The sequence below is a fragment of the Henriciella algicola genome (assembly GCF_003576245.1).
In the GTDB taxonomy this organism is placed as follows: domain Bacteria; phylum Pseudomonadota; class Alphaproteobacteria; order Caulobacterales; family Hyphomonadaceae; genus Henriciella; species Henriciella algicola.
In genome coordinates this window covers 1,006,242-1,027,761 of sequence record NZ_QWGA01000003.1, presented here as the reverse complement: position 1 = coordinate 1,027,761, position 21,520 = coordinate 1,006,242, and the positions used below count along the sequence as shown (strand labels likewise).

General features: G+C 60.8%; 22 protein-coding genes. 13 read left to right on the top strand and 9 right to left on the bottom strand.

Going from position 1 to position 21,520, the window contains the following annotated elements; all coding sequences use genetic code 11:
• Positions 1-62 precede the first annotated feature (62 nt).
• The 7 genes from tolQ (at position 63) to tilS (ending at position 6,440) form a co-directional block, all read left to right on the top strand.
• Positions 63-770, top strand: coding sequence for a protein TolQ (gene tolQ, locus D1222_RS05500; RefSeq protein WP_119453742.1), 708 nt, complete (start codon positions 63-65; stop codon positions 768-770).
• A gap of 3 nt (positions 771-773) precedes the next feature.
• A complete protein-coding gene (gene tolR / locus D1222_RS05495) occupies positions 774-1,220 on the top strand; it encodes a protein TolR (protein ID WP_233348522.1) in 447 nt (148 codons plus the stop codon).
• Positions 1,221-1,223: 3 nt separating this feature from the next.
• The gene (locus D1222_RS05490; protein ID WP_119453190.1) at positions 1,224-2,117 is read left to right on the top strand and encodes a hypothetical protein; all 894 of its coding nucleotides are present in this window, start codon (positions 1,224-1,226) and stop codon (positions 2,115-2,117) included.
• Positions 2,118-2,141: 24 nt separating this feature from the next.
• Complete coding sequence (gene tolB, locus D1222_RS05485) at positions 2,142-3,500, top strand: Tol-Pal system beta propeller repeat protein TolB (protein ID WP_119453189.1); 1,359 nt, start codon at positions 2,142-2,144, stop codon at positions 3,498-3,500.
• A 130-nt stretch (positions 3,501-3,630) separates the two neighbouring features.
• Positions 3,631-4,188 carry a peptidoglycan-associated lipoprotein Pal gene (gene pal, locus D1222_RS05480; RefSeq protein ID WP_119453188.1) on the top strand — a complete coding sequence of 186 codons (558 nt, stop codon included), beginning with the start codon at positions 3,631-3,633 and terminating at the stop codon, positions 4,186-4,188.
• A 114-nt stretch (positions 4,189-4,302) separates the two neighbouring features.
• Positions 4,303-5,262 (top strand): tol-pal system protein YbgF, encoded by a 960-nt coding sequence (gene ybgF / locus D1222_RS05475; RefSeq protein ID WP_119453187.1) that lies wholly within the window; start codon positions 4,303-4,305, stop codon positions 5,260-5,262.
• A complete protein-coding gene (gene tilS, locus D1222_RS05470; RefSeq protein ID WP_119453186.1) occupies positions 5,250-6,440 on the top strand; it encodes a tRNA lysidine(34) synthetase TilS in 1,191 nt (396 codons plus the stop codon). The genes ybgF and tilS overlap by 13 nt, the downstream gene beginning before the upstream one ends.
• A gap of 6 nt (positions 6,441-6,446) precedes the next feature.
• On the opposite strand, the gene D1222_RS05465 is transcribed toward tilS, so the two are convergent.
• Both D1222_RS05465 and glmM read right to left on the bottom strand, forming a co-directional pair.
• Complete coding sequence (locus D1222_RS05465) at positions 6,447-7,217, bottom strand: formyl transferase (protein ID WP_119453185.1); 771 nt, start codon at positions 7,215-7,217, stop codon at positions 6,447-6,449.
• Between the two features lie 72 nt (positions 7,218-7,289).
• On the bottom strand, positions 7,290-8,636 hold the full coding sequence (gene glmM, locus D1222_RS05460) for a phosphoglucosamine mutase (RefSeq protein ID WP_119453184.1): 1,347 nt from the start codon (positions 8,634-8,636) through the stop codon (positions 7,290-7,292).
• A 242-nt stretch (positions 8,637-8,878) separates the two neighbouring features.
• Here glmM and glmS point away from each other — a divergent pair, with 242 nt between their 5' ends.
• Positions 8,879-10,717: a glutamine--fructose-6-phosphate transaminase (isomerizing) gene (glmS, locus tag D1222_RS05455; RefSeq protein WP_119453183.1), complete on the top strand. Its 1,839-nt coding sequence runs from the start codon at positions 8,879-8,881 to the stop codon at positions 10,715-10,717.
• Between the two features lie 307 nt (positions 10,718-11,024).
• Here glmS and D1222_RS05450 read toward each other — a convergent pair whose 3' ends face one another.
• On the bottom strand, positions 11,025-11,639 hold the full coding sequence (locus D1222_RS05450) for a TetR/AcrR family transcriptional regulator (protein WP_119453182.1): 615 nt from the start codon (positions 11,637-11,639) through the stop codon (positions 11,025-11,027).
• 72 nt (positions 11,640-11,711) lie between these two features.
• Between D1222_RS05450 and D1222_RS05445 the strand changes: the two genes are divergently transcribed.
• The 3 genes from D1222_RS05445 to D1222_RS05435 are packed head-to-tail and all read left to right on the top strand — an operon-like array spanning position 11,712 to position 13,689.
• A complete protein-coding gene (locus D1222_RS05445; RefSeq protein WP_119453181.1) occupies positions 11,712-12,701 on the top strand; it encodes an NAD(P)H-dependent glycerol-3-phosphate dehydrogenase in 990 nt (329 codons plus the stop codon).
• Between the two features lie 2 nt (positions 12,702-12,703).
• Positions 12,704-13,000: a YciI family protein gene (locus D1222_RS05440; RefSeq protein ID WP_119453180.1), complete on the top strand. Its 297-nt coding sequence runs from the start codon at positions 12,704-12,706 to the stop codon at positions 12,998-13,000.
• Between the two features lie 11 nt (positions 13,001-13,011).
• On the top strand, positions 13,012-13,689 hold the full coding sequence (locus D1222_RS05435; RefSeq protein WP_119453179.1) for a glutathione S-transferase: 678 nt from the start codon (positions 13,012-13,014) through the stop codon (positions 13,687-13,689).
• Here D1222_RS05435 and D1222_RS05430 read toward each other — a convergent pair.
• The 6 genes from D1222_RS05430 to D1222_RS05405 form a co-directional block, all read right to left on the bottom strand.
• On the bottom strand, positions 13,667-14,482 hold the full coding sequence (locus tag D1222_RS05430) for a sulfotransferase family protein (RefSeq protein WP_119453178.1): 816 nt from the start codon (positions 14,480-14,482) through the stop codon (positions 13,667-13,669). The two genes, D1222_RS05435 and D1222_RS05430, sit on opposite strands and share 23 nt — an antisense overlap.
• A 43-nt stretch (positions 14,483-14,525) precedes the next feature.
• Positions 14,526-15,059, bottom strand: a complete 534-nt coding sequence (locus D1222_RS05425; RefSeq protein ID WP_119453177.1) for a TerB family tellurite resistance protein — start codon at positions 15,057-15,059, stop codon at positions 14,526-14,528.
• An 81-nt stretch (positions 15,060-15,140) separates the two neighbouring features.
• Entirely contained in the window at positions 15,141-17,417 is a 2,277-nt protein-coding gene (locus D1222_RS05420) for a PQQ-dependent dehydrogenase, methanol/ethanol family (protein ID WP_119453176.1), read from the bottom strand.
• Positions 17,418-17,536: 119 nt separating this feature from the next.
• Positions 17,537-18,415: an orotidine-5'-phosphate decarboxylase gene (gene pyrF / locus D1222_RS05415; protein ID WP_119453175.1), complete on the bottom strand. Its 879-nt coding sequence runs from the start codon at positions 18,413-18,415 to the stop codon at positions 17,537-17,539.
• A complete protein-coding gene (locus D1222_RS05410) occupies positions 18,412-19,077 on the bottom strand; it encodes a S1 family peptidase (RefSeq protein WP_233348521.1) in 666 nt (221 codons plus the stop codon). The genes pyrF and D1222_RS05410 overlap by 4 nt, the downstream gene beginning before the upstream one ends.
• 189 nt (positions 19,078-19,266) lie before the next feature.
• Positions 19,267-19,701, bottom strand: a complete 435-nt coding sequence (locus D1222_RS05405) for a DUF350 domain-containing protein (RefSeq protein WP_119453173.1) — start codon at positions 19,699-19,701, stop codon at positions 19,267-19,269.
• A gap of 75 nt (positions 19,702-19,776) precedes the next feature.
• On the opposite strand from D1222_RS05405, the gene D1222_RS05400 reads away from it, so the two are divergent.
• Both D1222_RS05400 and D1222_RS05395 read left to right on the top strand, forming a co-directional pair.
• Positions 19,777-20,562, top strand: coding sequence for a 3-hydroxybutyrate dehydrogenase (locus D1222_RS05400; protein ID WP_119453172.1), 786 nt, complete (start codon positions 19,777-19,779; stop codon positions 20,560-20,562).
• 115 nt (positions 20,563-20,677) lie between these two features.
• Positions 20,678-21,520, top strand: a complete 843-nt coding sequence (locus tag D1222_RS05395) for a hypothetical protein (RefSeq protein ID WP_119453171.1) — start codon at positions 20,678-20,680, stop codon at positions 21,518-21,520.

Sequence of the window (21,520 nt, the reverse complement as noted above, 5' to 3'; positions counted from 1 at the left end):
CGTGCGGTCTGATGGGGGCCGTGCGCAAAGGCTGTGCTGCAGCCAGCAAGAAGAGGAATTTCATGGAAAGCGACGTCACCGCACCGATTGTCAACGATGCCGGCTTCTCCCTTCTCGGTCTCCTTCTGGAAGCCGATATTGTGGTCAAACTCGTCCTTATCATCCTGCTCATTGCCAGCCTCTGGTCCTGGGCTGTCATCATCGAAAAAACCTTCGCCGTTTCCAGCGCACGTCGCCGGGCGAAGGCTTTCGAGGATGCGTTCTGGTCAGGCCGGGCCGATGACCTTGACCGCCGCGGGCCGCCGTCCGGCAGCGACGCAGCCTCTCGCATCTATGCGTCTATCTCACGGGAGTGGAGCGATGCCCGCCGCGCCCCAGAGCCAAATGATCACATGATGATGATCGACCGGGCCGAGCGCTCGCTGCGGGCTGGCGTCGACCGCGAAGTCGGCCGGATCAGCAATGGTCTGGGTGTGCTGGCGACGATTGGGTCTGCATCGCCGTTCATCGGTCTTTTCGGGACAGTCTGGGGCATCATGAACGCGTTTCTCAACATCGCCGAGAAACAGGACACCAGCCTGACCAACGTTGCAGGACCGATTGCCGAAGCGCTTTTCGCGACCGGCCTTGGCCTCGTCGCGGCTATCCCGGCGGTCATTTACTACAACAAGTTCACCGGCGACGTGAACCGGTTTGCCGATCAGCTCGACACGTTCAGCCAGGACCTTCTGGTGCGTCTGTCGCGCCGCGCTTCGGACCTCGGGGCATAAGTCATGGCTGGAGGATTTGCTGCTGGCCCAACAGGGCGAAACCGCGGCCGCCGCGCGATGGCCGCAGAAATCAACGTGACCCCACTTGTCGACGTGATGCTCGTGCTGCTGATCGTTTTCATGATCACCGCGCCGCTGCTGACCACCGGCGTTGAAGTGTCGCTGCCGAAAGCGTCGGCAGAGAATCTGCGTGCGCCGCAAAGCCAGCCGCTTTCAGTGTCGCTCGACTCCAGTGGGGCGATCTACATCCAGGAAACGCGTGTGAACCCTGAAGAGCTCGTCTCGACGCTCTATGCGATTGCAGGCGAAGGCTATGAGGAGCGCATCTTCCTGCGGGCAGATGAGGGCGTGAATTATGGGCAGGTTATGAATGTCATGACCCGTATGCAGCGCGCTGGCTATCGCAACATTGCGCTTGTTACCGACCCGCAGGCCGAGGAGTCGCGCTAGGATATGATCCGAGGCCTTCCGGCATCTGTCATGCTGCATGCTGCAGTGATTGGCGCAGGCTATATCGCCTGGCCCTACGTCGCGACGAGCGTGACGGAGGATGAGTTTGTCGTTGTGCCGGTCGAGCTTGTCGATGTGGGTGAGATGACGAACGTCGCGCCTGTTCTTGAGCCGCAGGAGCCGGAAGAAGAAGAGGTCGAGCCAGAGCCGGAACCGGAGCCCGAAGAAGACGAAGAGCTTCCGGTCGAGGATATCCCCGATGAGCGGGATATACCGGTCGATGAGGTCGAAACGGCCCGCGAAGCTGCGCCGCCTGAGGAAGAGGACGATATTCTTCCGAACTTCGAGGCAGAAGCCGATGAGGAAGAAGAAGCGCCGCCAGAAGAGCCAAAGGAAGAGCGTCCGGCCACGCCTAATCCGAAACGTGATAGCAGCGCGCTCGACAATCTTCTGAATTCCGCTGAGTCGACCTTCCAGAGTGAGCGTGAAACACGCCGGGAAACGCAGGCCCCGCGCCGTGAGACACCGCCGCGCGAAGAAACACCTGCACCCCAGGAGCAGCGTGCCGGCGCAGGTGAGCGGACGGCCAACACTGTCCGGATCGAGCAGCTGCTCTACAATCAGATCTATCCATGCTGGGACGGGGTTGGCGATCAGCCAGAACCGGAGCGGCTTAATATCAGCATGCGGGCAAGACTGGATGCTGAAGGCAATGTGCTCGACCTCGATCTTGTGCGGCCGTCGCGTGCGCCAATCGGGGACCGGCCCATGCAGCTTGCCATCGAGCGGGCCCAGCGTGCGGTCCAGAAGTGTCAACCATACAGGCTTCCGAGGGATGATTACGATCTCTGGAAGGAAGCCAATATCAATCTCGGCCCGGCTTTTACGGGTAACTAGACGTCAGGAAAGGGCGATAGCCAGATGATGAAATCAATTGCCGCCTATCTCTTTGCTGCCTTGGTGGCGGTCATTCCCGCCGCGACGGCGCAGGTGACCGTGAACATTTCCGAAGGCACGCTGAAGCCGACGCCAATCGCCATTCCAGTCTTCGAGGCTGAAGGCGCGGACCGGCAACTGGCCACGGATATCACCTCCGTTATCCAGAACGATCTGCTGTCGACTGGCCTCTTCGAGATTACGCCTCAGAGCGCTTTCATCCAGCGTGACCTGTCGATCAATACGCAGCCGCGCTTTGCCGACTGGAAGATCATTCAGACCGACGCACTTGTTGTGGGCGAAGTTGACCGGGTGACGATCGAGGGTGTCGAGTTTATCCGCGCCTCTGTTCGTCTCTGGGACGTTTATGGCGAGGAGGTCATGCGTCTTGAAGGCCAGGCCGGTCGCCGCTTTACGGCGAAGCCCGAAGACTGGCGCCGGATCGCGCATAAGATCGCAGACACGATCTATGCGCGCCTCACCGGTGAAGACCCGTATTTTGACTCGCGTATTGTCTACGTCGCTGAAACCGGCCCGAAGGATGACCGCACAAAGCGTCTGGCCATCATGGATTCCGACGGCGCCAATGTGAAATATCTCACCTCCGGCACGTTCACGGTCCTGACGCCGCGCTTCTCGCCGTCGAACCAGCAGATCACCTATATGTCGTTCGAGAACAATCGTCCGCGCGTTTACCTGTTCGATATCCAGAGCGGACGCCAGGAAGTGCTCGGCAATTTCCAGAACATGACGTTTGCGCCGCGCTTCTCGCGCGATGGACAGTCAGTGCTTCTGACGCAGGCTGTGAATGGCAATTCCGATATCTATCTGCGAGATCTCGTTACCCAGAGCACGCGCAGGCTGACCGATCATCCTGCGATCGATACGTCGCCTTCAATGTCGCCTGATGGCCGTCAGATCGTATTTAACTCAGACCGTGGTGGCAGCCCGCAACTCTACATCATGAATACAGATGGCTCGCCGCTGACCTGCCCATCGGGTGGCCGCGATACGGCGTGCCGTATCACCTTTGGCTCGGGCCGCTATTCAACGCCGGTCTGGAGCCCGCGTGGTGACCTTATCGCCTTCACCAAGCAGTCGCGTGGCCGCTTCTCAATTGGCGTCATTGGTACCGATGGCGAAGGTGAGCGCGTCCTCACGGAATCCTATCTCGATGAAGGTCCGGAATGGTCGCCAAATGGCCGCGTCATCACCTTCTTCCGTGAGCGCGCTCCGGGTGCTGGCCCACAGCTCTGGTCTGTCGACCTGACCGGCCGCAACCTGCGCCAGATTCCGACACCAACGCAGGGCTCGGACCCTGCCTGGTCGCCGCTTCTCAACTAGAACTCGCCACGCCTGACCGGGCGGAAGGCCCGGAAGGCAAATTATTTTTTCCGGAACCAATCGTCAGCCACGAAGTTGACAAAATCCGACACTAATGGGTCGCGCCAACGACCTTACGAAGGAGTAACCAATGCGTCGTCTAGTTCTTTCTACTGCTTCCCTCGCTCTGATCCTTGGTGCCACCGCGTGTGCCTCCAAGCCGAAACCGAGCGACAATTCGGCGTCGCAAGTTTCCGATAACGGCAATGCGAACACCGGTCCGGTGCGCGAGTCCGACATCGAGACCCCGAACCGCGTCATCGACTCCGGTCCAGCTGCCGGTTCGCTCGAAGACTTCCGCGTGAACGTCGGCGACCGCGTTTACTTCAACCTCGACCAGTACCGCCTCGACGCCGACGATCAGGCCGTTCTGCAGCGTCAGGCCGCCTGGCTGCAAAACTACCCGAACGTTCGCATCCTCGTCGCCGGTAACGCCGACGAGCGCGGCACCCGCGAGTACAACCTCGCACTCGGTGAGCGCCGCGCGTCTGTGGTCCGTGATTACCTCGTGAACCTCGGCGTCAGCCAGTCGCGCATCGACACGGTGTCCTACGGCAAGGAGCGTCCAATCGCAGCAGAGTCGAACGAAGCTGCATGGGCGATGAACCGTAACGCCTTCACCCAAATCATGGGCGGTCCAAGCAGCTAAACGCTGACGACTGAAATTTACTGATACAGAAAGCCGGGCGTCATAATTTGGCCCCGGCTTTTTTCTTATCTATATGCTGAAATTGTGCATCTACTGCCCCGAAGAGGCCCTTTCATGATCCGTATGGTTCCGCTCATTGCCGCGCTCGCCCTGTTTGCCCCGATAGAGGCAGGTGCTCAGTCCAACCGCGCGCCCATTACACGCGGCGCGACGAGCGGTGACCTTGCAACGACCGTGAATGATATGCGCCAGCGCATGGCGCAAATGGATCTTGAGCAGAAGCGCCTTGAAGACGAGATCAACCGCCTGAATGGTGAGATCGAGACCCTGCAGTTCCTGCTTTCCCAATCGCGCGACGAATCTGAGCGTATGCAGCGGGACGACCAGCGTATTGGCCAGTCGATCCGCGAGCTCACCGAACAGAATGAGCGTATGCAGCGTCAGATCTCTGCGCTGCAGGAAGATGTCAGCCAGAACCGCGCCGAGGTGGATGAAGTTCAGGAGACCGCACCGGCGACGAACCGTAGCGAGACCCAGACGTCTTCGGCGACCCAGACGCGCGGAACCAGCAATAGCAGCAGCGCCAATTCGCAAGAGCGCGAACCGTCCGCATCGCAAACCGCGTCGTCGGGCAACCCGAACTATCAAGGGTCGCTTGGCACGCTTGGCGCGAGCGATCTTCCTGGCGAGGCAGGTCCGCTGTTCGCGGCAGCGAAGTCCCGCCTTCTGAAGTTTGATTATGCCGGCGCTGAAGATGCGTTTCGCGCCTTCCTCGACCGCTTCTCTGACGACCCGCAGGCTGGCGAGGCGCAGTACTGGCTCGCCGAGACCCTTTTCCAGCAGGAAGCCTATGGCGAATCCGGTGAGGCCTATCTGAAAATGATCCGCGAATATCCGGACGATGCGCGTGCGCCGGATGCGCTCGTCAAGCTGGCCCGCTCCATGCGCCTTGTCGGTGATACGGACCGCGCCTGCGAGGCTCTGGATGTCCTGCCGCAGCAATATCCGAACGCTTCGGGTGTGACTCGTAACCTCGCGGCCCTGGAACGCACGCGGGCAGGGTGCAGCGCCTAGACGCCTTTAGCTGTCAGCTCATCGATGCGGTGGCAGCCGGGTCGCAAGGCCCAGTCTGCGTTGCTGTATCGGGCGGAAGCGACTCGCTCAGCCTGCTCAACCTTGCAGAGGCGTGGGCGCAACAGAGTGGGCGTGACCTGCTTGTCCTGACGATCGATCATGGTTTGCGCCCTGAAGCGGCCAAAGAGGCGCGCTGGGTGGCAGATCTGGCGCATGATCGCGGGATTGCCGCTGAAATTCTGACATGGTCTCCGGACAAGAGCAGCCAGAACGCGGCCCGCAGGGCCCGGCATATCCTTTTGGCAGAGGCTGCGCGCAAGGCAGGCGCAGGGGTCGTCCTGCTCGGTCACACGCTGACTGATGTGATGGAGACGTTACTGATGCGTCTGTCGCGGCCCGTGCGACTGGCGGGCGCGGTTGGGCCGCAGCCTGTCTCTGTCTCCCCGGTCTGGCCTGAAGGACGCGGCATCATACTGGCGCGGCCCCTTCTGTCCTCGCGGCGTGAAGATCTGGTCGCGGACCTTGAAGCGAGCGGGCGGGACTGGATCAGCGATCCCAGCAATGACGCAGACCACTATGAGCGTGTGCGTGTGCGCAGGCTCGTTACGGCATTGGATGGTGCACGGCTCAAGCGGATTTGTTTCGACGCCATGCGTCTCCGGGCGGTTGAGGACTTACAGCTGTCGCAGCTCCTGAGCGGGGCGGTGCGCACAGGTCCGAGAGGCCTGATCGAAGTGGATGTCGGGCGGGCGGAAGCGGCGCCCGCGCTCTGGGCCCGATTTCTTGATATGATTCTGCAAGCAGCGTCTGGCAGCAGTCATGGCGCGCCGGCCCAATCTCTATCAGCGCTGGTCGAAACGATCGTCTCTGGCGGGCCGGAGAGCCGTGTCACGCTCGGTGGGGCGTGGGTGCAGCGGCGCGGCGACCATTTGCTCATTGGACGGGACCCCGGTGAAGCGCGCAAGGCGTGGAGTGATGGTGTCTGGGATGGGCGCTACCAACGCCCGAGCATGAGTGAAAGGGCAGAAGCAGATGAGCGGATGGCGCTGCCATTCCTCGTGCGGGATAGTGCGCCGGCCGAGGCTGCTGAAGAAATTATCTCAGCCCGGCTGGCGCAGTGGAGCCGGGCGCTGCGGCTGAGTGCTCAGTTCACCGCCGCGATGGTGCAGGACGTTTGAGGCGCGCTACCAGACGCCCCGGCTGAGCCCGCTCCAGAGATAGCCGCCCAGCGTAGGGGCGAAATACTGCTTTGATGGCAGGTCGACTTTCTGGGGACGAAGTGAGCCGTTGAGCGCGTCTTCCATGGCGCGCACCACGATGTCGCGGCTACCTGCGGCCATCCGCCAGAGGTAGGTGTGGAAGTTGTCTTCCGGTTCGGCCCGAAGACGCGACTGGTAGAGAATGTCGCCCGTATCCACGCCATGATCGACAAGGTGTACCGTTGCGCCAAAATGCTCCGGCTCTCCGTTGGCGAGGGCAAAATAGCCGCCGAACATGCCGCGATAGGCCGGATTGATACCTGAATGGTAATTGATGAACGGCGCGTCGATACTGGCGAGCGTCTTCTTTGAGATCATGCGCGTAGAGACCACGAAGACAGCTTTCGGGTCGAGCGATTTGAGTGTGGCGCGGCACTGGTCGGAATTCACCGATGGCACTTCAATGAGGTTGGCACCGCTTCGGGGTTCTGGCTCGAGCTTTTCACGCGCGATGAGCCGGGCGATCGTATCCTGACTTCCCTTGCTGGTGAGTTTGATAGGGATGCGCGCCGCCTGCATACTGGCCACCGTCAGCGGTCCGAGCAGTTTGCGGCGACGGCGCCACAGTGTTGCCTGCGACTCGCCTTCCTCTCGGATGATCGGGAAGTCGCCGAAGTGCTCCTGCAGTGTGTTGATCATGATCCAGGCGTGCGGGCCGCCTGCTGTGAGCGCAACAATCTTTGGTGCCGTAGCCATGTCAGCATCTCTCCCTGAATAGGACAGTCTGACAGGTGGCTTGCAAGTATCAGGCTAGTTGAGGGCGAGGCACTAGCCTATGGAGCGAACCGCGTCGGCGACTTCGTTGACCGCAGATTCCATGGCCGCGGCATCTTCGGCCTCTGCCATGACGCGGATTAGAGGCTCGGTGCCGGATTTGCGGATGACGAGACGTCCGGTGCTGCCGAGGCGCGCCTCGACGGCGCTGATGACCTGCTTGACGCTGTCCTGATCGAGAGGTGCTTCGCTTTGGTAGCGGACATTCACCAGCTTCTGAGGGACCGGTTCGAAGACGTTCGCGATTTCGGACAATGGCTTGCCAGTCTCCACCATGACGGCAAGCGCCTGAAGCGCGGCGATCATGCCATCGCCGGTGGTGACATGGTCAGAAACGACGATGTGGCCGGACTGTTCGCCGCCGAGATTGAAGCCGCCCTCGCGCATCCGCTCGACGACATAGCGGTCGCCGACCTTGGTGCGATCAAGGCTGAGGCCCTGGGATTTCAGATAGTTCTCAAGGCCGAGATTCGACATGACAGTGGTGACCACGCCATCGCGGGCGAGCAGGCCGCGCTTTTTCCAGTCGCCAGCGATCAGGCCGATCAGCTGGTCGCCGTCTATTTCGTTGCCCTTCTCATCGACGAGGATGCAGCGGTCCGCATCGCCATCGAGCGCGATACCGATATCAGCGCGGTATTTCTTGACGGCGTCGCGGAGCGCCAGCGTATGCGTACTGCCGACTTCCTGGTTGATATTGAAACCGTCCGGCGCGACGCCAATCGGGAAGACTTCGGCTCCAAGTTCATAGAGGGCGGTTGGGGCGACCTTGTAAGCTGCGCCATTCGCGCAATCGACGCAGACGCGAAGGCCGGAAAGCCGGCTGCCACGCGGGAAGGTCGCTTTGACGATCTCGATATAGCGGGCCTGCGCATCATCCACGCGGCGTGTGCGGCCAAGCGCAGATGGTGCGGCGAGCTTGTCGTCGAGCGCGCGGTCCATCCGGCTTTCGATTTCGAGTTCGATCTCGTCAGAGAGTTTGTAACCGTCCGGCCCGAAGAGTTTGAGGCCATTATCCTCAAACGCATTGTGGCTGGCAGAAATCATGACGCCGAGGTCTGCGCGAAGCGAACGGGTCATCATGGCGACGCCGGGCGTCGGCAGCGGGCCAAACAGGGTCACGTCCATGCCAACCGAGGTGAAGCCTGCAACCAGCGCAGGCTCGATCATGTAGCCAGAAAGGCGTGTATCCTTGCCGATGACGACCGAATGGCGCCGTGTGCCGCCGCGGCGGAAATACTTGCCAGCCGCCATGCCGAGGCGCATCGCGATCTCTGGCGTCATGGGCGGCGTGTTCGCCGTGCCGCGAATGCCGTCTGTACCGAAATATTTGCGCGTCATAGGCGGCCTCCCGTCTTCCAAGCGACTTCGCATACATTCACTGACCGTGCCAAGTCCGTGAAAGCCACTTTAGCCTGAAGTTGCAACAATACCTTTAACCAAAGCCGGCAATTACCTTATGAGGCGAAGCCTGCACCCTTCAGGGGAACGAGGGCTGACATAAAACGTCACGCTTTTTGCAATGACCTGCGGCCTTCCGGTTTTCTAGAGGAAGGCTGAGCACTCAAGGAGGCGACACATATATGTGCGGTATTATCGGTATCCTCGGCAACGAACCGGCAGCGCCGCGGCTCGTTGATGCGCTGAAGCGTCTTGAGTATCGCGGTTATGACAGCGCAGGCATCGCGACCATCGACGCCAGTGGCAAGATGGACAGACGCCGCGCCCCGGGCAAGCTGAACAATCTCGACGAGGCGATTGCCGCTGATCCGCTGGCTGGAAACCAGGGCATCGGCCACACCCGTTGGGCAACGCATGGCCTGCCAACCGTCGGCAATGCGCATCCGCACGTGTCCGGACCCGTCGCCGTGGTGCACAATGGCATCATCGAGAATTTCCGGGAGCTGCGCCAGGAACTGGAAGCTGAAGGCCACCAGTTCGAGACCGAGACGGATACTGAAACGATTGCCCACCTCATCGCGTCCAACCTGAAGAAAGGAATGGGCGAAGTTGAGGCTGTAAAGGCTGGCGTCGCGCGCCTGCACGGGGCATTTGCCCTTGCGCTCCTTTTTGAGGGCCGTTCAGACCTTCTGGTCGGCGCGCGCAAAGGCTCACCGCTGGCGATCGGTGTCGGCGAAGGAGAGATGTTCCTCGGCTCTGACGCCCTCGCGGTCGCGCCTTTCACCAATCGCGTCATCTATCTGGAAGAGGGCGATGTCTGCGTTCTCAGCCATGAGAGCTATGAGATTTTTGACCGCAAAGACAAGCCGGTCGAGCGCGCGGTCAGCATCGTGCAGGGCGCGGGCGCTGCAGCAGAGAAGGGCAATTATCGCCACTTCATGCAGAAGGAAATCTTCGAGCAGCCGGACTCAACGGGCCGCACGATTGGCGCCTACACCAACATTCTTCGCCAGACGGTTGAGCTGCCCGGTGAGGGCGCCGATGCGATCGACTGGTCCGAGGTGAAGTATCTCTACATGATCGCCTGTGGCACAGCCCACTTTGCGACACGGGTGGCCGAGTACTGGTTTGAACAGTGTGCCGGACTGCCGGTCAAAACCGATATCGCCTCGGAATTCCGCTACCGCGAACCTGCGCTCGCCAAGGAAGGCGGGCTTGCGCTCTTTGTCAGCCAGTCAGGCGAAACGGCCGATACGCTGGCGGCGCTTCGCTATTGTAAGGAGCAGGGGCTGAAAACGGCAGCTGTCGTCAATGTGCCGACGTCTTCGATTGCGCGCGAAGCTGATCTTGTCCTGCCAACGCTGGCGGGGCCGGAGATCGGTGTTGCTTCGACCAAGGCGTTCACCGCGCAGCTGGCCGCGCTGGCAGCTGTCGCCATCTCGGCTGGCCGGGCGCGCGAACAGATCTCGCGGGACGCTGAAATCCGTCTGGTGCGCGCGCTGACCGAACTGCCTCGCCTCATGTCGACGACGCTGCAGCTTGATGAGCGGATTGCAGAGCTTTCGCGCGACATCGCCAAGGCAAGTGACGTCATCTATCTCGGCCGGGGCGTGCATTACCCTATTGCGCTGGAGGGCGCGCTGAAGCTGAAAGAGGTCAGCTACATCCACGCTGAGGGCTACGCGTCCGGTGAGCTGAAGCATGGTCCGATTGCGCTGATCGATGAAGAAACGCCAGTGGTTTTCGTCGCGCCGTTTGATGGCCTGTTCGACAAGTCGCTTTCGAACCTACAGGAAGTCGCGGCCCGCCGCGGCGAGGTTGTCCTGATTTCCGATGCGGCGGGTGTGAGAGCAGCGGGTGAAACCCCCGCGAGCCGGATCGAACTGCCGGACTGCGACCCGTTCATTGCGCCGATCCTCTATTCGCTTCCGATCCAGATGCTCGCCTATCATGTGGCGGTCGAGAAGGGCACGGATGTGGACCAGCCGCGCAATCTGGCGAAGTCGGTCACCGTCGAATAGGGTCCAGCCGCCCAATCAGAGAGACAGATACCAAAAAGCCCCGTCAGCGTCGCGCTGGCGGGGCTTTGTCTCGTCTGCCTGACGTTTTCTAGATCAGGAGCCCGGATCCGAGCATCACGAAAGCGCAGAGGCTGGCGGCCATTGGAAGGCTGACCAGAAGTGCGAAGATACCCTGACGGGTTTCAGTGGAGGAAACGCTCATTGTTTTTGTCCTTCTCAAAAGAGCCGGGCAGGCGAGCCTGTCTGCTCCGGTGAGAAGGATATAGCACCGGTCAGTCTGGTAATCAATAAATGATGTCGAAAATATTTAGTGTTCAGTCTCCGGCGTCTTTTCGATGCCTTTGGCGAGGCCGGCGATAATGATGTCGAGGACGCCATTCAGCTCACGCCGAAGCTTGGGGAGGGTCAGACGCGAAAAAAGCTGAGGAAACCGGTACTTCATCAAAGCCGACTGGATCATTTCGGCGGTGTAGTTGCAGTCTGCGATAGGCGCGAAGTCGCCGCGCTCAATACCGTCTTCGAGAATGGTACAGAGATAGATACGCTCCTGGGCAAGCCCCTCATTCATGAAGAGAGGGCGTTCTTCGCCAAGCACTTCAGCGACTTCAAGAATCTTTGCTTCACGCTCAATCGCGTCGAATGTCTGGTCCAGGCCATAGTGGAAAACCTGGCGCAGACGCTGGGCAGGAGGCGCGTCGCTGCGGGAGATTTCGGAATAGGTCTGATAGAGATCGGAATTGAACTTCCGGGCCATCGCTTCGGCGATATCCAGCTTGGACGCAAAGAAACGATAGATATTCCCCGCAGACATATCGCAATCGCGTGCGATTTCCGACATGGTTGTTTTGCCATAGCCGTAGTGTTTGATACGGTTCATGGCCGCATCGAGGATCTGCTCACGGGTCTTGGATTTGTCACTCATGGGCTGAAGATACGGAAATCGCCTGAATGATCAATAAATTCTTCAGCGGCCTCTTGGCGCAGGAAGGCTGATATGCAGACCATTGGTGTACTGGGCGCAGGCGCCTGGGGAACAGCGCTTGCCGCCACAGCCGCAAAGGCCGGACGCGATGTCCGGGTCTGGGCGCTGGAAAGCGAAGTTGCAGAGGCGCTGAGCGCAGGTAAGGGGAACCCGGTTTACCTGCCGGGTATTGATCTTCCCGCCATGCAGGCATCAAGCGACATGTCCATTCTGACCAGCTGCGAGGCCATACTTGCGGTCGTACCGGCCCAGCATGCACGGGCCAGCTTTGAAAAGCTTGCCGAACACCTGTCGCCCGGTGTGCCTGTGCTGCTTTGCTCCAAGGGTATCGAGAAAAATACGCTGAGCCTGATGACGGATGTCGTGCATGAGACGATGCCAAAAGCCACGCCGGCCGTGCTGTCCGGCCCGAGCTTTGCCGCCGATGTGGCGCGTGGCCTGCCGACGGCGGTGACGCTTGCCTGCGCTGACGAGAAACTTGGCCAGACGCTGATGCAGGCCATCGGACGGAGCGCCTTCCGTCCCTATTGGTCGAATGATCTGATCGGTGCTGAGATCGGCGGGGCTGTAAAGAACGTGCTCGCTATCGCTTGCGGGATTGTCGAAGGGCTGGAGCTTGGCAAGTCAGCCCATGCGGCGCTGATCTCCCGCGGCTTTGCGGAGATGACCCGTCTTGCGGTCGCGATGGGCGCGCAGCAGCAGACGCTGGCTGGCCTCTGCGGCCTTGGCGACCTCGTCCTCACCTGCTCGTCGACGCAGTCGCGGAATATGAGCTTCGGCAAGGCGCTGGGGCAGGGCCGCTCGGCGGAAGATATTCTCGCAGAGCGCAATTCTGTCACTGAAGGCGTCGCGACGGCGCCTGCGCTGACAGAGCTCGCCGCGCGGGAAGGTGTCGCCATGCCGATCTGCTATGCGGTCCATGAAATTCTGGCCGGTCAGAAGAATGTCGATGAGGCAATGACCGCGCTTCTCAATCGTCCATTTACGCACGAAGGTCTCTGAATATGGCGCAATTCCTGATCAATGCCCGCGACAAGGCGGGCGCGCTTTCCCTGCGCATGGAGAACCGGCCAGCTCACCTCGACTGGGCGAAAGCGCATGCCGACAAGATCCTGATGGCGGGGCCTGTCTTCGCCGATGATGGCGAGACGTTTGCTGGGTCGACCTTCGTGGTGGAGTTTCCGACGCTCGCCGATGCCAAGGCGTGGGCGGCTGATGACCCATACGCGAAGGCGGGCCTATTTGATGCGGTGGAGATCCGCCCCTTCAGATGGCTGCTCGGTGTCGGAAAGCCGGAATAGGAAGTCCTCAGATGCGCAAATTTGTCAGTGGCAACCTGAATTATTCCAGCTGGTCTATCAGGGCGCTCCTGATGGTTCGGCATCTGGGCCTTGAGGTCGAGGAGGAGATCGTCCCGCTGGACTTTCCGGACACGACGGCGCGGCTCGCTGAGATCAGTCCGACGCGGAAAGTGCCGCTCCTGCTCTGGGATGATGAGACGGTCTGGGACTCCCTTGCCATCATCGAGTGGCTCGCTGACCGTTACCCCGACGCAGGTGTTTGGCCCGCCGATCCCAAGGCGCGCGCGAGGGCACGTGCCATCTCAGCAGAAATGCATTCAGGCTTTCCGACGTTACGGCGCGACTGCCCGATGGATATCCGTTCGCGTCATGGCCGCCCGGAAATGTCCGAAGCGCTCGCCAATGACATTCTGCGCGTCGATGCAATCTGGAGCAGCGCGCTGGAAACGTCGGGCGGGCCGTACCTGTTTGGCGCGTGGAGCGCAGCTGATGCGGTCTATGCGCCTGTTGTCACGCGTTTCCTGACCTATGACCTGCCGCGGTCAACAACGGCGCAGGCCTATATGGTGGCCGTCATGTCCCATCCGCTGATGGTCAGGCTCGCTGCAGAAGCTGCGGTGGAGCCGTGGTGGATCAAGTATGATGAGAATGGCCGGAGCGCCGGTTTCACGTCTTCGGAAGATTCATGAGGTCATAGCCGAGGTCGTGACGGAAAAGCTCCTTCACGCGGCCGCGATAAATCTCCAGCGCTTCGCCTGAGAACTGCTCGCTGAGCGGCGTCTTTCGGAACTGGAGCACGTTCGCTTCGGCGTCCGGATCAACCTTCTTGGCCATCGCTTCCTTGGTGCCGGCCTTGAGCGCGCCGTCCAAAGCCTTGGAGGTCAGGCTGATCTGCCAATGGGCGGCCATACCGCCGAGAATGGCGCGCGGATTGGCGCGGGTGTCTTCATAGTGCACGCGGTAAATGCGATCACCCGCCTTTTCGAGGATATCCCCCCAGCGGTTCCAGAAGCGGGCAAGCCAATAGAGGTCACAGCGATAGACCGAGCCTGACGGATCGCCGCGCAGATAGTCCAGCCAGTCGACCTCAAGCTCATGGTTCCACTTGGCGTGGTGGCTGGCGAGGATGGACATCGGGTGGCGCACGAAAAGCACGTAAGGCGGCAGGCCTGCGATGCCGCGCGCCCAGGTCCAGTCGGCTAGCTTGTGCGGGATGGTGTGGCTGAAGGCGAGACGCGGCAGCTCCGGGAAGGTCGGCTTGTCCTTCGGCCAGCCGATATAGGGGCGAACCGCATTCTCGGAGAAGTATTCCGGGCGCGGCACACCGTAGGTGTCGGCAAGCGCGACCGAGAACATGTATTTGACCCAATGGGTGCCGGAATTCTTCGAGGTCACCAGCACGCCATCAAAGGCACGGTGGCGCAGGACGGAGAAGTTTCCCCAATTGTCCTTGCGGACACGTTTTTCGTAGGCGTCGCTCATGGGCATGGCTTGTACAGCGCCGCGCCCGCTCCTGCCAAGCGGTTCAGTTCAGGCCCGCCTTGCGGCGCCAGATCTGGATGAGGTCACGTTCGGCGGTTGTCACGCTGCCGTCGGACACAGCGACATTCTCCAGCATGGCGCAGAGATCATCGAATTCTTTTGGGCCCATGCCGGGGGAGCGGATAATGACATCGCTCATACGGGCCATCACCACATGCGGCGCCGGGGCCTCGCGAGAGAGCCAGCCAGCCTGGGCAAGCATCTCCTCGGCCTCGCTCTCGCTGAAGCCGAAATGGGCGGTCATCTCTGCCCGCATCGCGCTGTCCTGCTGCTCTGAAATGGCACCGCGGGTACGGGCGACTTCCATCATCATGACGGCGGCGGCTTCGCGTGGGTCGGTCACGACAGAGAGGCCGCTCTTGCGGGCGCGGTGCTGGAATTTGAGCTTCCGTGGGAGGTTTGCCGCGCCCTTGGCGGCGTCATAGCCATCGCGTGCAGCGCCGGAGATCATCTTGATGCGCCAGTACCAGACGGCGATGAAGGTGATGATACCGATCAGCCCAAGAAGAATATGCATGAAAAAAACTCCCCGGTGGGCTACACCGGGGAGTTTAGATTGCTCAGCTTGAGAAAGAAAGCTGCCGGGCCTTCTTTCGCCTTACTGTTCGTCGGCTTCCAGCTCCGGCTCTGCGTCCGGGTCCATGCCGGGGCCAACGGCTTCCTCCTGGATGTCCTGATTGCTGACACCCTCGCGGTTCATGTGCGCCTGGGTCACGACATAGGCGCGGATCGCTTCAGAGTCCTCTGGTGTAAGGACGTCGCTGAAGGACACCATGCCATTGCTGGCGAGGGCACCGTTCATGACGACATTGTTCCAGGCATCTGCGCTTGCCGTGTAGGTTGACCAGCGGAGATCTGGCAGCACGCCCGAGCTGATGCCCAGCAGGCCATGACAGACGCCGCAATTGCGCGAGTAGTGGATAAGGCCGGCTTCCAGCATCTCTTCATCACCAAAAGGCTCTGCCTTTGGTTCTGGTTCGACGATGAGGTCGGTATCGAGTGGCGGGATCTCAGCTTCGCCGCCAAGCTTGAAGGTGATCACCTTGCCAAGTGCTGGCGGGACAGCGTCCTTGAACAGCATGCCTGCAGCGAGACCATAGGCATGACCCCAGCCGGTCGTGATGGTGACATGCTGTTCGCCATCGACCTCATAGGTCATCGGACCTGAGAGCGCGCCTGAATTGAGCTGGTCGCTCCACAGTTCTTCGCCTGTTGCACCGTCATAGGCTGCGAAGGTGCCATCAAGCTGGCCCTGGAAGATGATGCCACTCGCGGTCGACAGGATACCGCCATTCCAGCCGGCACCATGTTCAACTGTCCAGCGGGCCTCCTGAGCGACCGGATCCCATGCCACCAGCGTGCCTTTTGCGGCTGCGCGCAGCGCCTGGACGGTGCCTTCAGGATAGCGAAGCGGCATGCCGGCAGAGAAGTCCATGCCGGTATTCCACTTGGCTGGCTTTGACTGGAAGCGCGGGTCGGTAATGTAGGCCTGACCAAGTTCCATCGCGGGGATGTAGACGAGGCCTAGATCCGGGTTCATCGCCATTGGATGCCAGTTATGGGCACCGTATGGGGCAGGGACCTGCACAAAACCAGCATAGGTTTCAGGGTCGTTATTGCGCGCTTCAGGGTTTTCGATCGGACGGCCGTCCTCATCGAGGCCTTCAGCCCAGTTGATCGCGGCGTATGGCTCGCCGGAGATGAGTTCACCGGTTTCTGCGTCCACGACGTAGAAAAAGCCGTTCTTCGGCGCCTGCATTGCGACGCGGCGGGTCTCACCGTTCTCGCCGACTGGCAGGTCAGCCAGCATGATGTGCTGGGTTGCTGTGTAGTCCCAATTGTCGCGCGGCGTGGTCTGATAGTGCCACTTATACTCACCCGTCGTGGCATCGACTGCGACGATGGACGATACGAAGAGGTTGTCGCCGTCGCTGTTCGGGTCGCGGATATCTGCGTTCCAAGGAGAGCCGTTGCCGACGCCGAAGATGACCTGGTCGTTCACTTCGTCATAGACAATCGCGTCCCAGACCGTGCCGCCGCCGCCATCGGTGACCCATGCGCCGTCATCGCCCCATGTATCGTTGGCCAGTTCTGCGAAGATCGCATCCGAGGCTGCGCCGTCAGGTTCCTTGTTCGGGTTTGGTACCGTGTAGAAGCGCCAGTCGAGGTCGCCCGTTTCAGTGTCATAAGCGGAGAGGTAGCCACGGACGCCAAGTTCAGCGCCGCCATTCCCGATGAGGACGTTGCCTTTGACGATGCGCGGGGCACCAGTGATCGTGTACGGCTTGGACTGGTCTACGGTAACGACGCTCCATTCCACTTCGCCGGTTTCAGCGTCGAGGGCCTGGAGGCGGCCATCAATCACACCGACAAAGACCTTGCCATCATAGACAGCGACACCGCGGTTCACGACGTCACAGCAGGCTTTGACGCCGACGGCGCGGTCGACTTCCGGGTCATGCACCCAAAGCTCTTCGCCCGTGACAGGGTCCAGCGCGTAGACGACAGACCATGAGGAGGTGAGATACATGACGCCATCAACGACGATCGGCGTCGATTCAATGCCGCGTCCGGTGTTGAGCTCATAGGTCCAGGTTGGCGCCAGCTCAGAAATGTTCTCTGCGGAAATACCGGCCAGCGTCGAGTGACGCTGCTCTTCATAGGTGCCGTTATAGGTGAGCCACTCTGCCGGCGTTGAGGCCGCATTCGAGAGCCGGGCTTCATCTACGGCTGCGGCGCCATTCGATGAGGTTTCGCCATCAGCTTCGGGTGGGTTTGGGGCTTCGACATCGGCCGCGTCCTCAGACGGGTTACCACATGCCGTCAGCCAGAGTGCAGACAGCGCAGCCGTCGCAACCAGGCGCACAGGTTTCATGATCCCTCCAGTGTTTCCTCTAGACCGGCCTTATCATTGCCGTGGCCGATACCCGTGTCATGCTACGGTTTTCGATAGCCTTGTCGAGGTGGACGCAACGTCAGGGCCGGAGGGGATTATCAGCGGTTCGCAGCAACCATGAGATCGGCTTGCGCGGCGTTGATCGCACCAGCGATTGCCGTGCGCCATTCGTCCATGCTGGACGCGGATTGGGCCTCTGGCGGGAAGCTGACAGAGCGTGACGCGCTGACCACGCCGCCGGAGAGGCGGTTCCCGCGCAGGACAAAGCCGCTCATCGCATCAGCGGCCCCTGCGCCCTGTGCGCCATAGCCGGGCACGAGGAAGAGCGCGTCAGGTGCCAGCTCCCGCAGGCGGCGGGCTTCCTGCGGGCCGGTCGCGCCGGTAACGAGCATCAGACCAGACCAGCCACTTTCGCCCTTGAGGCGTTCGATCATTGGCGCGAGCGCCTCGACGATGCGCTCATAGAGGGGCGCGCCTTCGAGCGATTTCGACTGGAAGTCGGCAGAGCCGGGATTGGAAGTGCGCGCGAGGACGATGACGCCCTTGCCATTCGCTTCGGCCGCCTTCACATGCGGCTCCAGCGTGTCGACGCCCATATAGGGGTTTACGGTCAGCGCATCGCTGGGAAAGGGCGCGTTCTCTGCAAGAAAGGCGGCGGCGTAGCCTTCGGCCGTTGAGCCAATATCGCCGCGCTTTGCGTCCATAAGCACGACGAGGCCAGCATCGCGCGCGGCTTCGAGGATGCGGGCCAGCGCGCGCATGCCCTGCCAGCCATGACGTTCATAGAACGCAGACTGTGGTTTGATGACGCCAGTCCTGCCCTTGGCAGCCTCTATCATTGCGAGGCCCCAGGCCTCGACGCCTTCAGGTGTGTCGCCGCCGAAGAGGTCTGGGATACGGCCGGCATGCGGGTCGAGGCCGACGCAGAGCGGGCCAAACTCTTCCGTAGCTGCGATGAGCCGGTCTGCGAAATTCATGAGTCTGCTTCCGGTTCGTCGACCTTGCAGGCGACCTTCACGACCTGGAGGCTCTGGCGCACGCGGTCGGCAGAGCCGCCATACGTACCAGGTTCAAATGGAACGGGGCGTTCGCCAAGCGGAATGACATCCTGCTCGGCCAGGAAAGTGCGGATGGTTTCGGGCGATGCGCTATAGAGGCGGCCGCGGCGGGGGCTTTCAGCGATGATGACGCCGCGAACCTTGCCCTCAGCGTCGTAAACCGGGCCACCACTCAGGCCGCCAAGCGTGCCCTCAAGGTCAGAGGTGCGACCGGTCTCGGCCCAGGCAAGCACGGACTCTTCACCGGTCCGGCGACCGCGAGAAATCAGGCGCGAACGGGAAATCAGACGGCTGGCGGCTTCGCCGGGGCGTCCTTGCGGATAGCCGACATGATAGCCATAGCTGCCAACGCGCAGATCATTGGAGATGTCGAGCGCCACCGGGGCGAGGCTTGGCGGTGCATAGAGCAGGGCGAGATCATTCGTGTCGGACACAGAGAAGTCGCGAACCGGGAGGTAGCGGTTCGGGGCGACGAGAAGCCAGACATCGTCGCATCCGTCCACGACGTGGCGGGCGGTCAGCCAATAACCGTCAGTATTGATCGAGAAGGCGGTGCCGATGCCGTCGCGAGGCGCTTCCACACGTACCAGAACAGCTTCATCGAAGGCTGATGGTGGCGGGAGGGTCGCGCCTTCGCGTTCAACGGAGTCAGGTGTTGCTGGCGGTGCGTCCTGATCGGGCGAAATGGAAAATACGCCAATGACCAGCGCTGCAAGCGCAAGCAGGTAGAAGACCCAGTCTGGAAGGTGGCGTAAGATAGCTCGCTCCCTTTAGCCGAGGCGCTGTAGCGCTGGGTCCCAGAGGCCCGCCGCGAGCAGCATGGCGCTGGCCAGCTTGGTGCCGATCAGGACGATGGCTGCGCCGGCTTCGTCTTCCTGAATGCGACGAGGCAGATCCCTGAGCAGCAGGTCGGTAAACCGATACGCCAGAAGCTGGAGGATCAGCGAGACCATGCCCCAGAGGACGAGGTCGGGAAGCGACACGCTGGACGCGAGGCACGATGCCAACGGAATGGCGAGACCGACGATGGCGCCGGAAAGAGCCAGACCAGCTGTCCCGTTTCCGCCGCGCACAAGCGCAAGTTCTTTCCACGGCGTCAGGAGAACATAGATCGCCACGGCGATAATCAGCATGAGGCCGGCGGTGCCGGTCCACATCAGGAATGTAGGGAAGCCTTCCTGAAAAGACTGAAAAACCGCACCCATGGAAACCTCTACTATGCTGTTTTGAAGGTCTGTCCTAAACAAGCCGGACCAACCACTCAAGCAGGACGGATGCCAATGTTGCACAGCGGGAAAACGGCACTCATCACCGGTTCAACCAGCGGTATCGGTAAGGCCGTTGCCAAAGCGCTGGCGAAAGAGGGTGCGAACGTCATCCTGAATGGCCTTACCAAGCCGGGCGAAGACGAGAAGCTGGTCGAGGAGTTCAAGTCTGAATTTGGCGTCGATGTTGGCTTTTCAGGCGCGGACCTGACCGACCCCAAGGCGATTGAGGGGCTGATCGGATACGCGCAGCGTGATTTTGGCGGCGTCGATATCCTGGTCAATAATGCAGGCGTCCAGCACGTGGCGCCGGTCGACGAATTCCCGGTCGAGAAGTGGAATCTCATCATCGCGCTAAATCTGAGCGCTGCGTTTCACACGACGCGTCTCGTTATGGGACAGATGAAGGAGAAGGGCTGGGGGCGCATCATCAATACGGCGAGTGCCCACGCGCTGGTCGCCTCGCCCTACAAGTCAGCCTATGTCGCGGCCAAGCACGGCATTGCCGGCCTGACCAAGGTTGTTGCGCTGGAAGGCGCCCAGCACGGTGTGCGCTGTAACGCGATCTGTCCGGGCTATGTTCACACGCCGCTTGTCGATGCGCAGATTGCCGACACCGCCAAGGCGCGCGGCATCAGTGAAGAAGAGGTCAAGCAGAACGTCCTGCTGGCGGCACAGCCGACCAAGGAGTTTGTGACGGTTGAGCAGGTCGGTGCAATGGCGGTGTTCCTGACAAGCCCTGCCGCGAACCAGATCAATGGCGCGCTCATGCAGATGGATGGCGGCTGGGTCGCGCAGTAGATCGAGCGGATCTGTAACAAGTATTGCAGGAGCAAACTTCCCCGCCATTGGTTGGCTTTCAGGTTTAACTCGGGTAACGACCCTAGTCGGTACGGGTAACCAAGAGGGACGCAACATGCTGAAACCGACACTATTCATCTCATCTGCACTCATTCTTGTGGCGGGCGCGAACGCGCAAGTCCTCGACTTGCCAGACAGTTTCGAGCGCTTCGATGTTTCGGGAGTAAAGCTTGGCGACACGCCTGATGCGGCCATAGCGACGCTGAAAGAGCGTGGCTATGATTGCAACCTTCGCGGCCTGATCGGGCCAGACGGTGCCCCGAAAAATGAACACGGCAATGCGGGCTATATGCGTTGTTCGACAACCGAGATGGTTGAGGCTGGACGGCGTAGTTATGCGCGCGCCGAGATGGACCTTTTCTTTGGCAATCTCGACCTGTCCGGATCTGGTACCGATGCCAGCAAGGTGTTCGTGCAAAAAATGGTGTTCAAGGAACGTTATTCCGACCAGCCAAATCTGGATACGATGCATGCACGCATCCAGTCGAAATACGCTGGGGCCGAACGACGTCAGGGCAAATGGCACGTTCGCGGACAGTCAGCACCCGATCTCGAAGAACGCCAGGAGGCGTTCGAGGCAAAGCGGAAGAGCTGCACAGACATGCGAAATCAGGCTCGCAGCAACGGGACGACACCAGAAGAGCAGATCGAAGTCTGGGAATGCGAGCTGGAGCGGGCAGAGCTGAACTATCAATACCTGGTCGGCCAGCCAGCGCAGCTTACAGCGGACTATGAAATCGGTCGCAATGAGCACTATTCCACCATGAATATCACGGCGGAATGGCCCTCCTGGCTGCGCGTGCAGGAGATCCACCTGCAGGCGTCCAATACCGCCAGGTCGCTGGAGGCAAAGAAAGCCGGACCGCAGATCGACGATGAGGTCGAAACGACCTTCTAG

Coding starts and splice junctions, on each gene's coding strand:
- tolQ (WP_119453742.1), top strand. CDS start 63: ATGGAAAGCGACGTCACCGCACCGATTGTCAACGATGCCGGCTTCTCC.
- tolR (WP_233348522.1), top strand. CDS start 774: ATGGCTGGAGGATTTGCTGCTGGCCCAACAGGGCGAAACCGCGGCCGC.
- D1222_RS05490 (WP_119453190.1), top strand. CDS start 1,224: ATGATCCGAGGCCTTCCGGCATCTGTCATGCTGCATGCTGCAGTGATT.
- tolB (WP_119453189.1), top strand. CDS start 2,142: ATGATGAAATCAATTGCCGCCTATCTCTTTGCTGCCTTGGTGGCGGTC.
- pal (WP_119453188.1), top strand. CDS start 3,631: ATGCGTCGTCTAGTTCTTTCTACTGCTTCCCTCGCTCTGATCCTTGGT.
- ybgF (WP_119453187.1), top strand. CDS start 4,303: ATGATCCGTATGGTTCCGCTCATTGCCGCGCTCGCCCTGTTTGCCCCG.
- D1222_RS05465 (WP_119453185.1), bottom strand. CDS start 7,217: ATGGCTACGGCACCAAAGATTGTTGCGCTCACAGCAGGCGGCCCGCAC.
- glmM (WP_119453184.1), bottom strand. CDS start 8,636: ATGACGCGCAAATATTTCGGTACAGACGGCATTCGCGGCACGGCGAAC.
- glmS (WP_119453183.1), top strand. CDS start 8,879: ATGTGCGGTATTATCGGTATCCTCGGCAACGAACCGGCAGCGCCGCGG.
- D1222_RS05450 (WP_119453182.1), bottom strand. CDS start 11,639: ATGAGTGACAAATCCAAGACCCGTGAGCAGATCCTCGATGCGGCCATG.
- D1222_RS05445 (WP_119453181.1), top strand. CDS start 11,712: ATGCAGACCATTGGTGTACTGGGCGCAGGCGCCTGGGGAACAGCGCTT.
- D1222_RS05440 (WP_119453180.1), top strand. CDS start 12,704: ATGGCGCAATTCCTGATCAATGCCCGCGACAAGGCGGGCGCGCTTTCC.
- D1222_RS05435 (WP_119453179.1), top strand. CDS start 13,012: ATGCGCAAATTTGTCAGTGGCAACCTGAATTATTCCAGCTGGTCTATC.
- D1222_RS05430 (WP_119453178.1), bottom strand. CDS start 14,482: ATGAGCGACGCCTACGAAAAACGTGTCCGCAAGGACAATTGGGGAAAC.
- D1222_RS05425 (WP_119453177.1), bottom strand. CDS start 15,059: ATGCATATTCTTCTTGGGCTGATCGGTATCATCACCTTCATCGCCGTC.
- D1222_RS05420 (WP_119453176.1), bottom strand. CDS start 17,417: ATGAAACCTGTGCGCCTGGTTGCGACGGCTGCGCTGTCTGCACTCTGG.
- pyrF (WP_119453175.1), bottom strand. CDS start 18,415: ATGAATTTCGCAGACCGGCTCATCGCAGCTACGGAAGAGTTTGGCCCG.
- D1222_RS05405 (WP_119453173.1), bottom strand. CDS start 19,701: ATGGGTGCGGTTTTTCAGTCTTTTCAGGAAGGCTTCCCTACATTCCTG.
- D1222_RS05400 (WP_119453172.1), top strand. CDS start 19,777: ATGTTGCACAGCGGGAAAACGGCACTCATCACCGGTTCAACCAGCGGT.
- D1222_RS05395 (WP_119453171.1), top strand. CDS start 20,678: ATGCTGAAACCGACACTATTCATCTCATCTGCACTCATTCTTGTGGCG.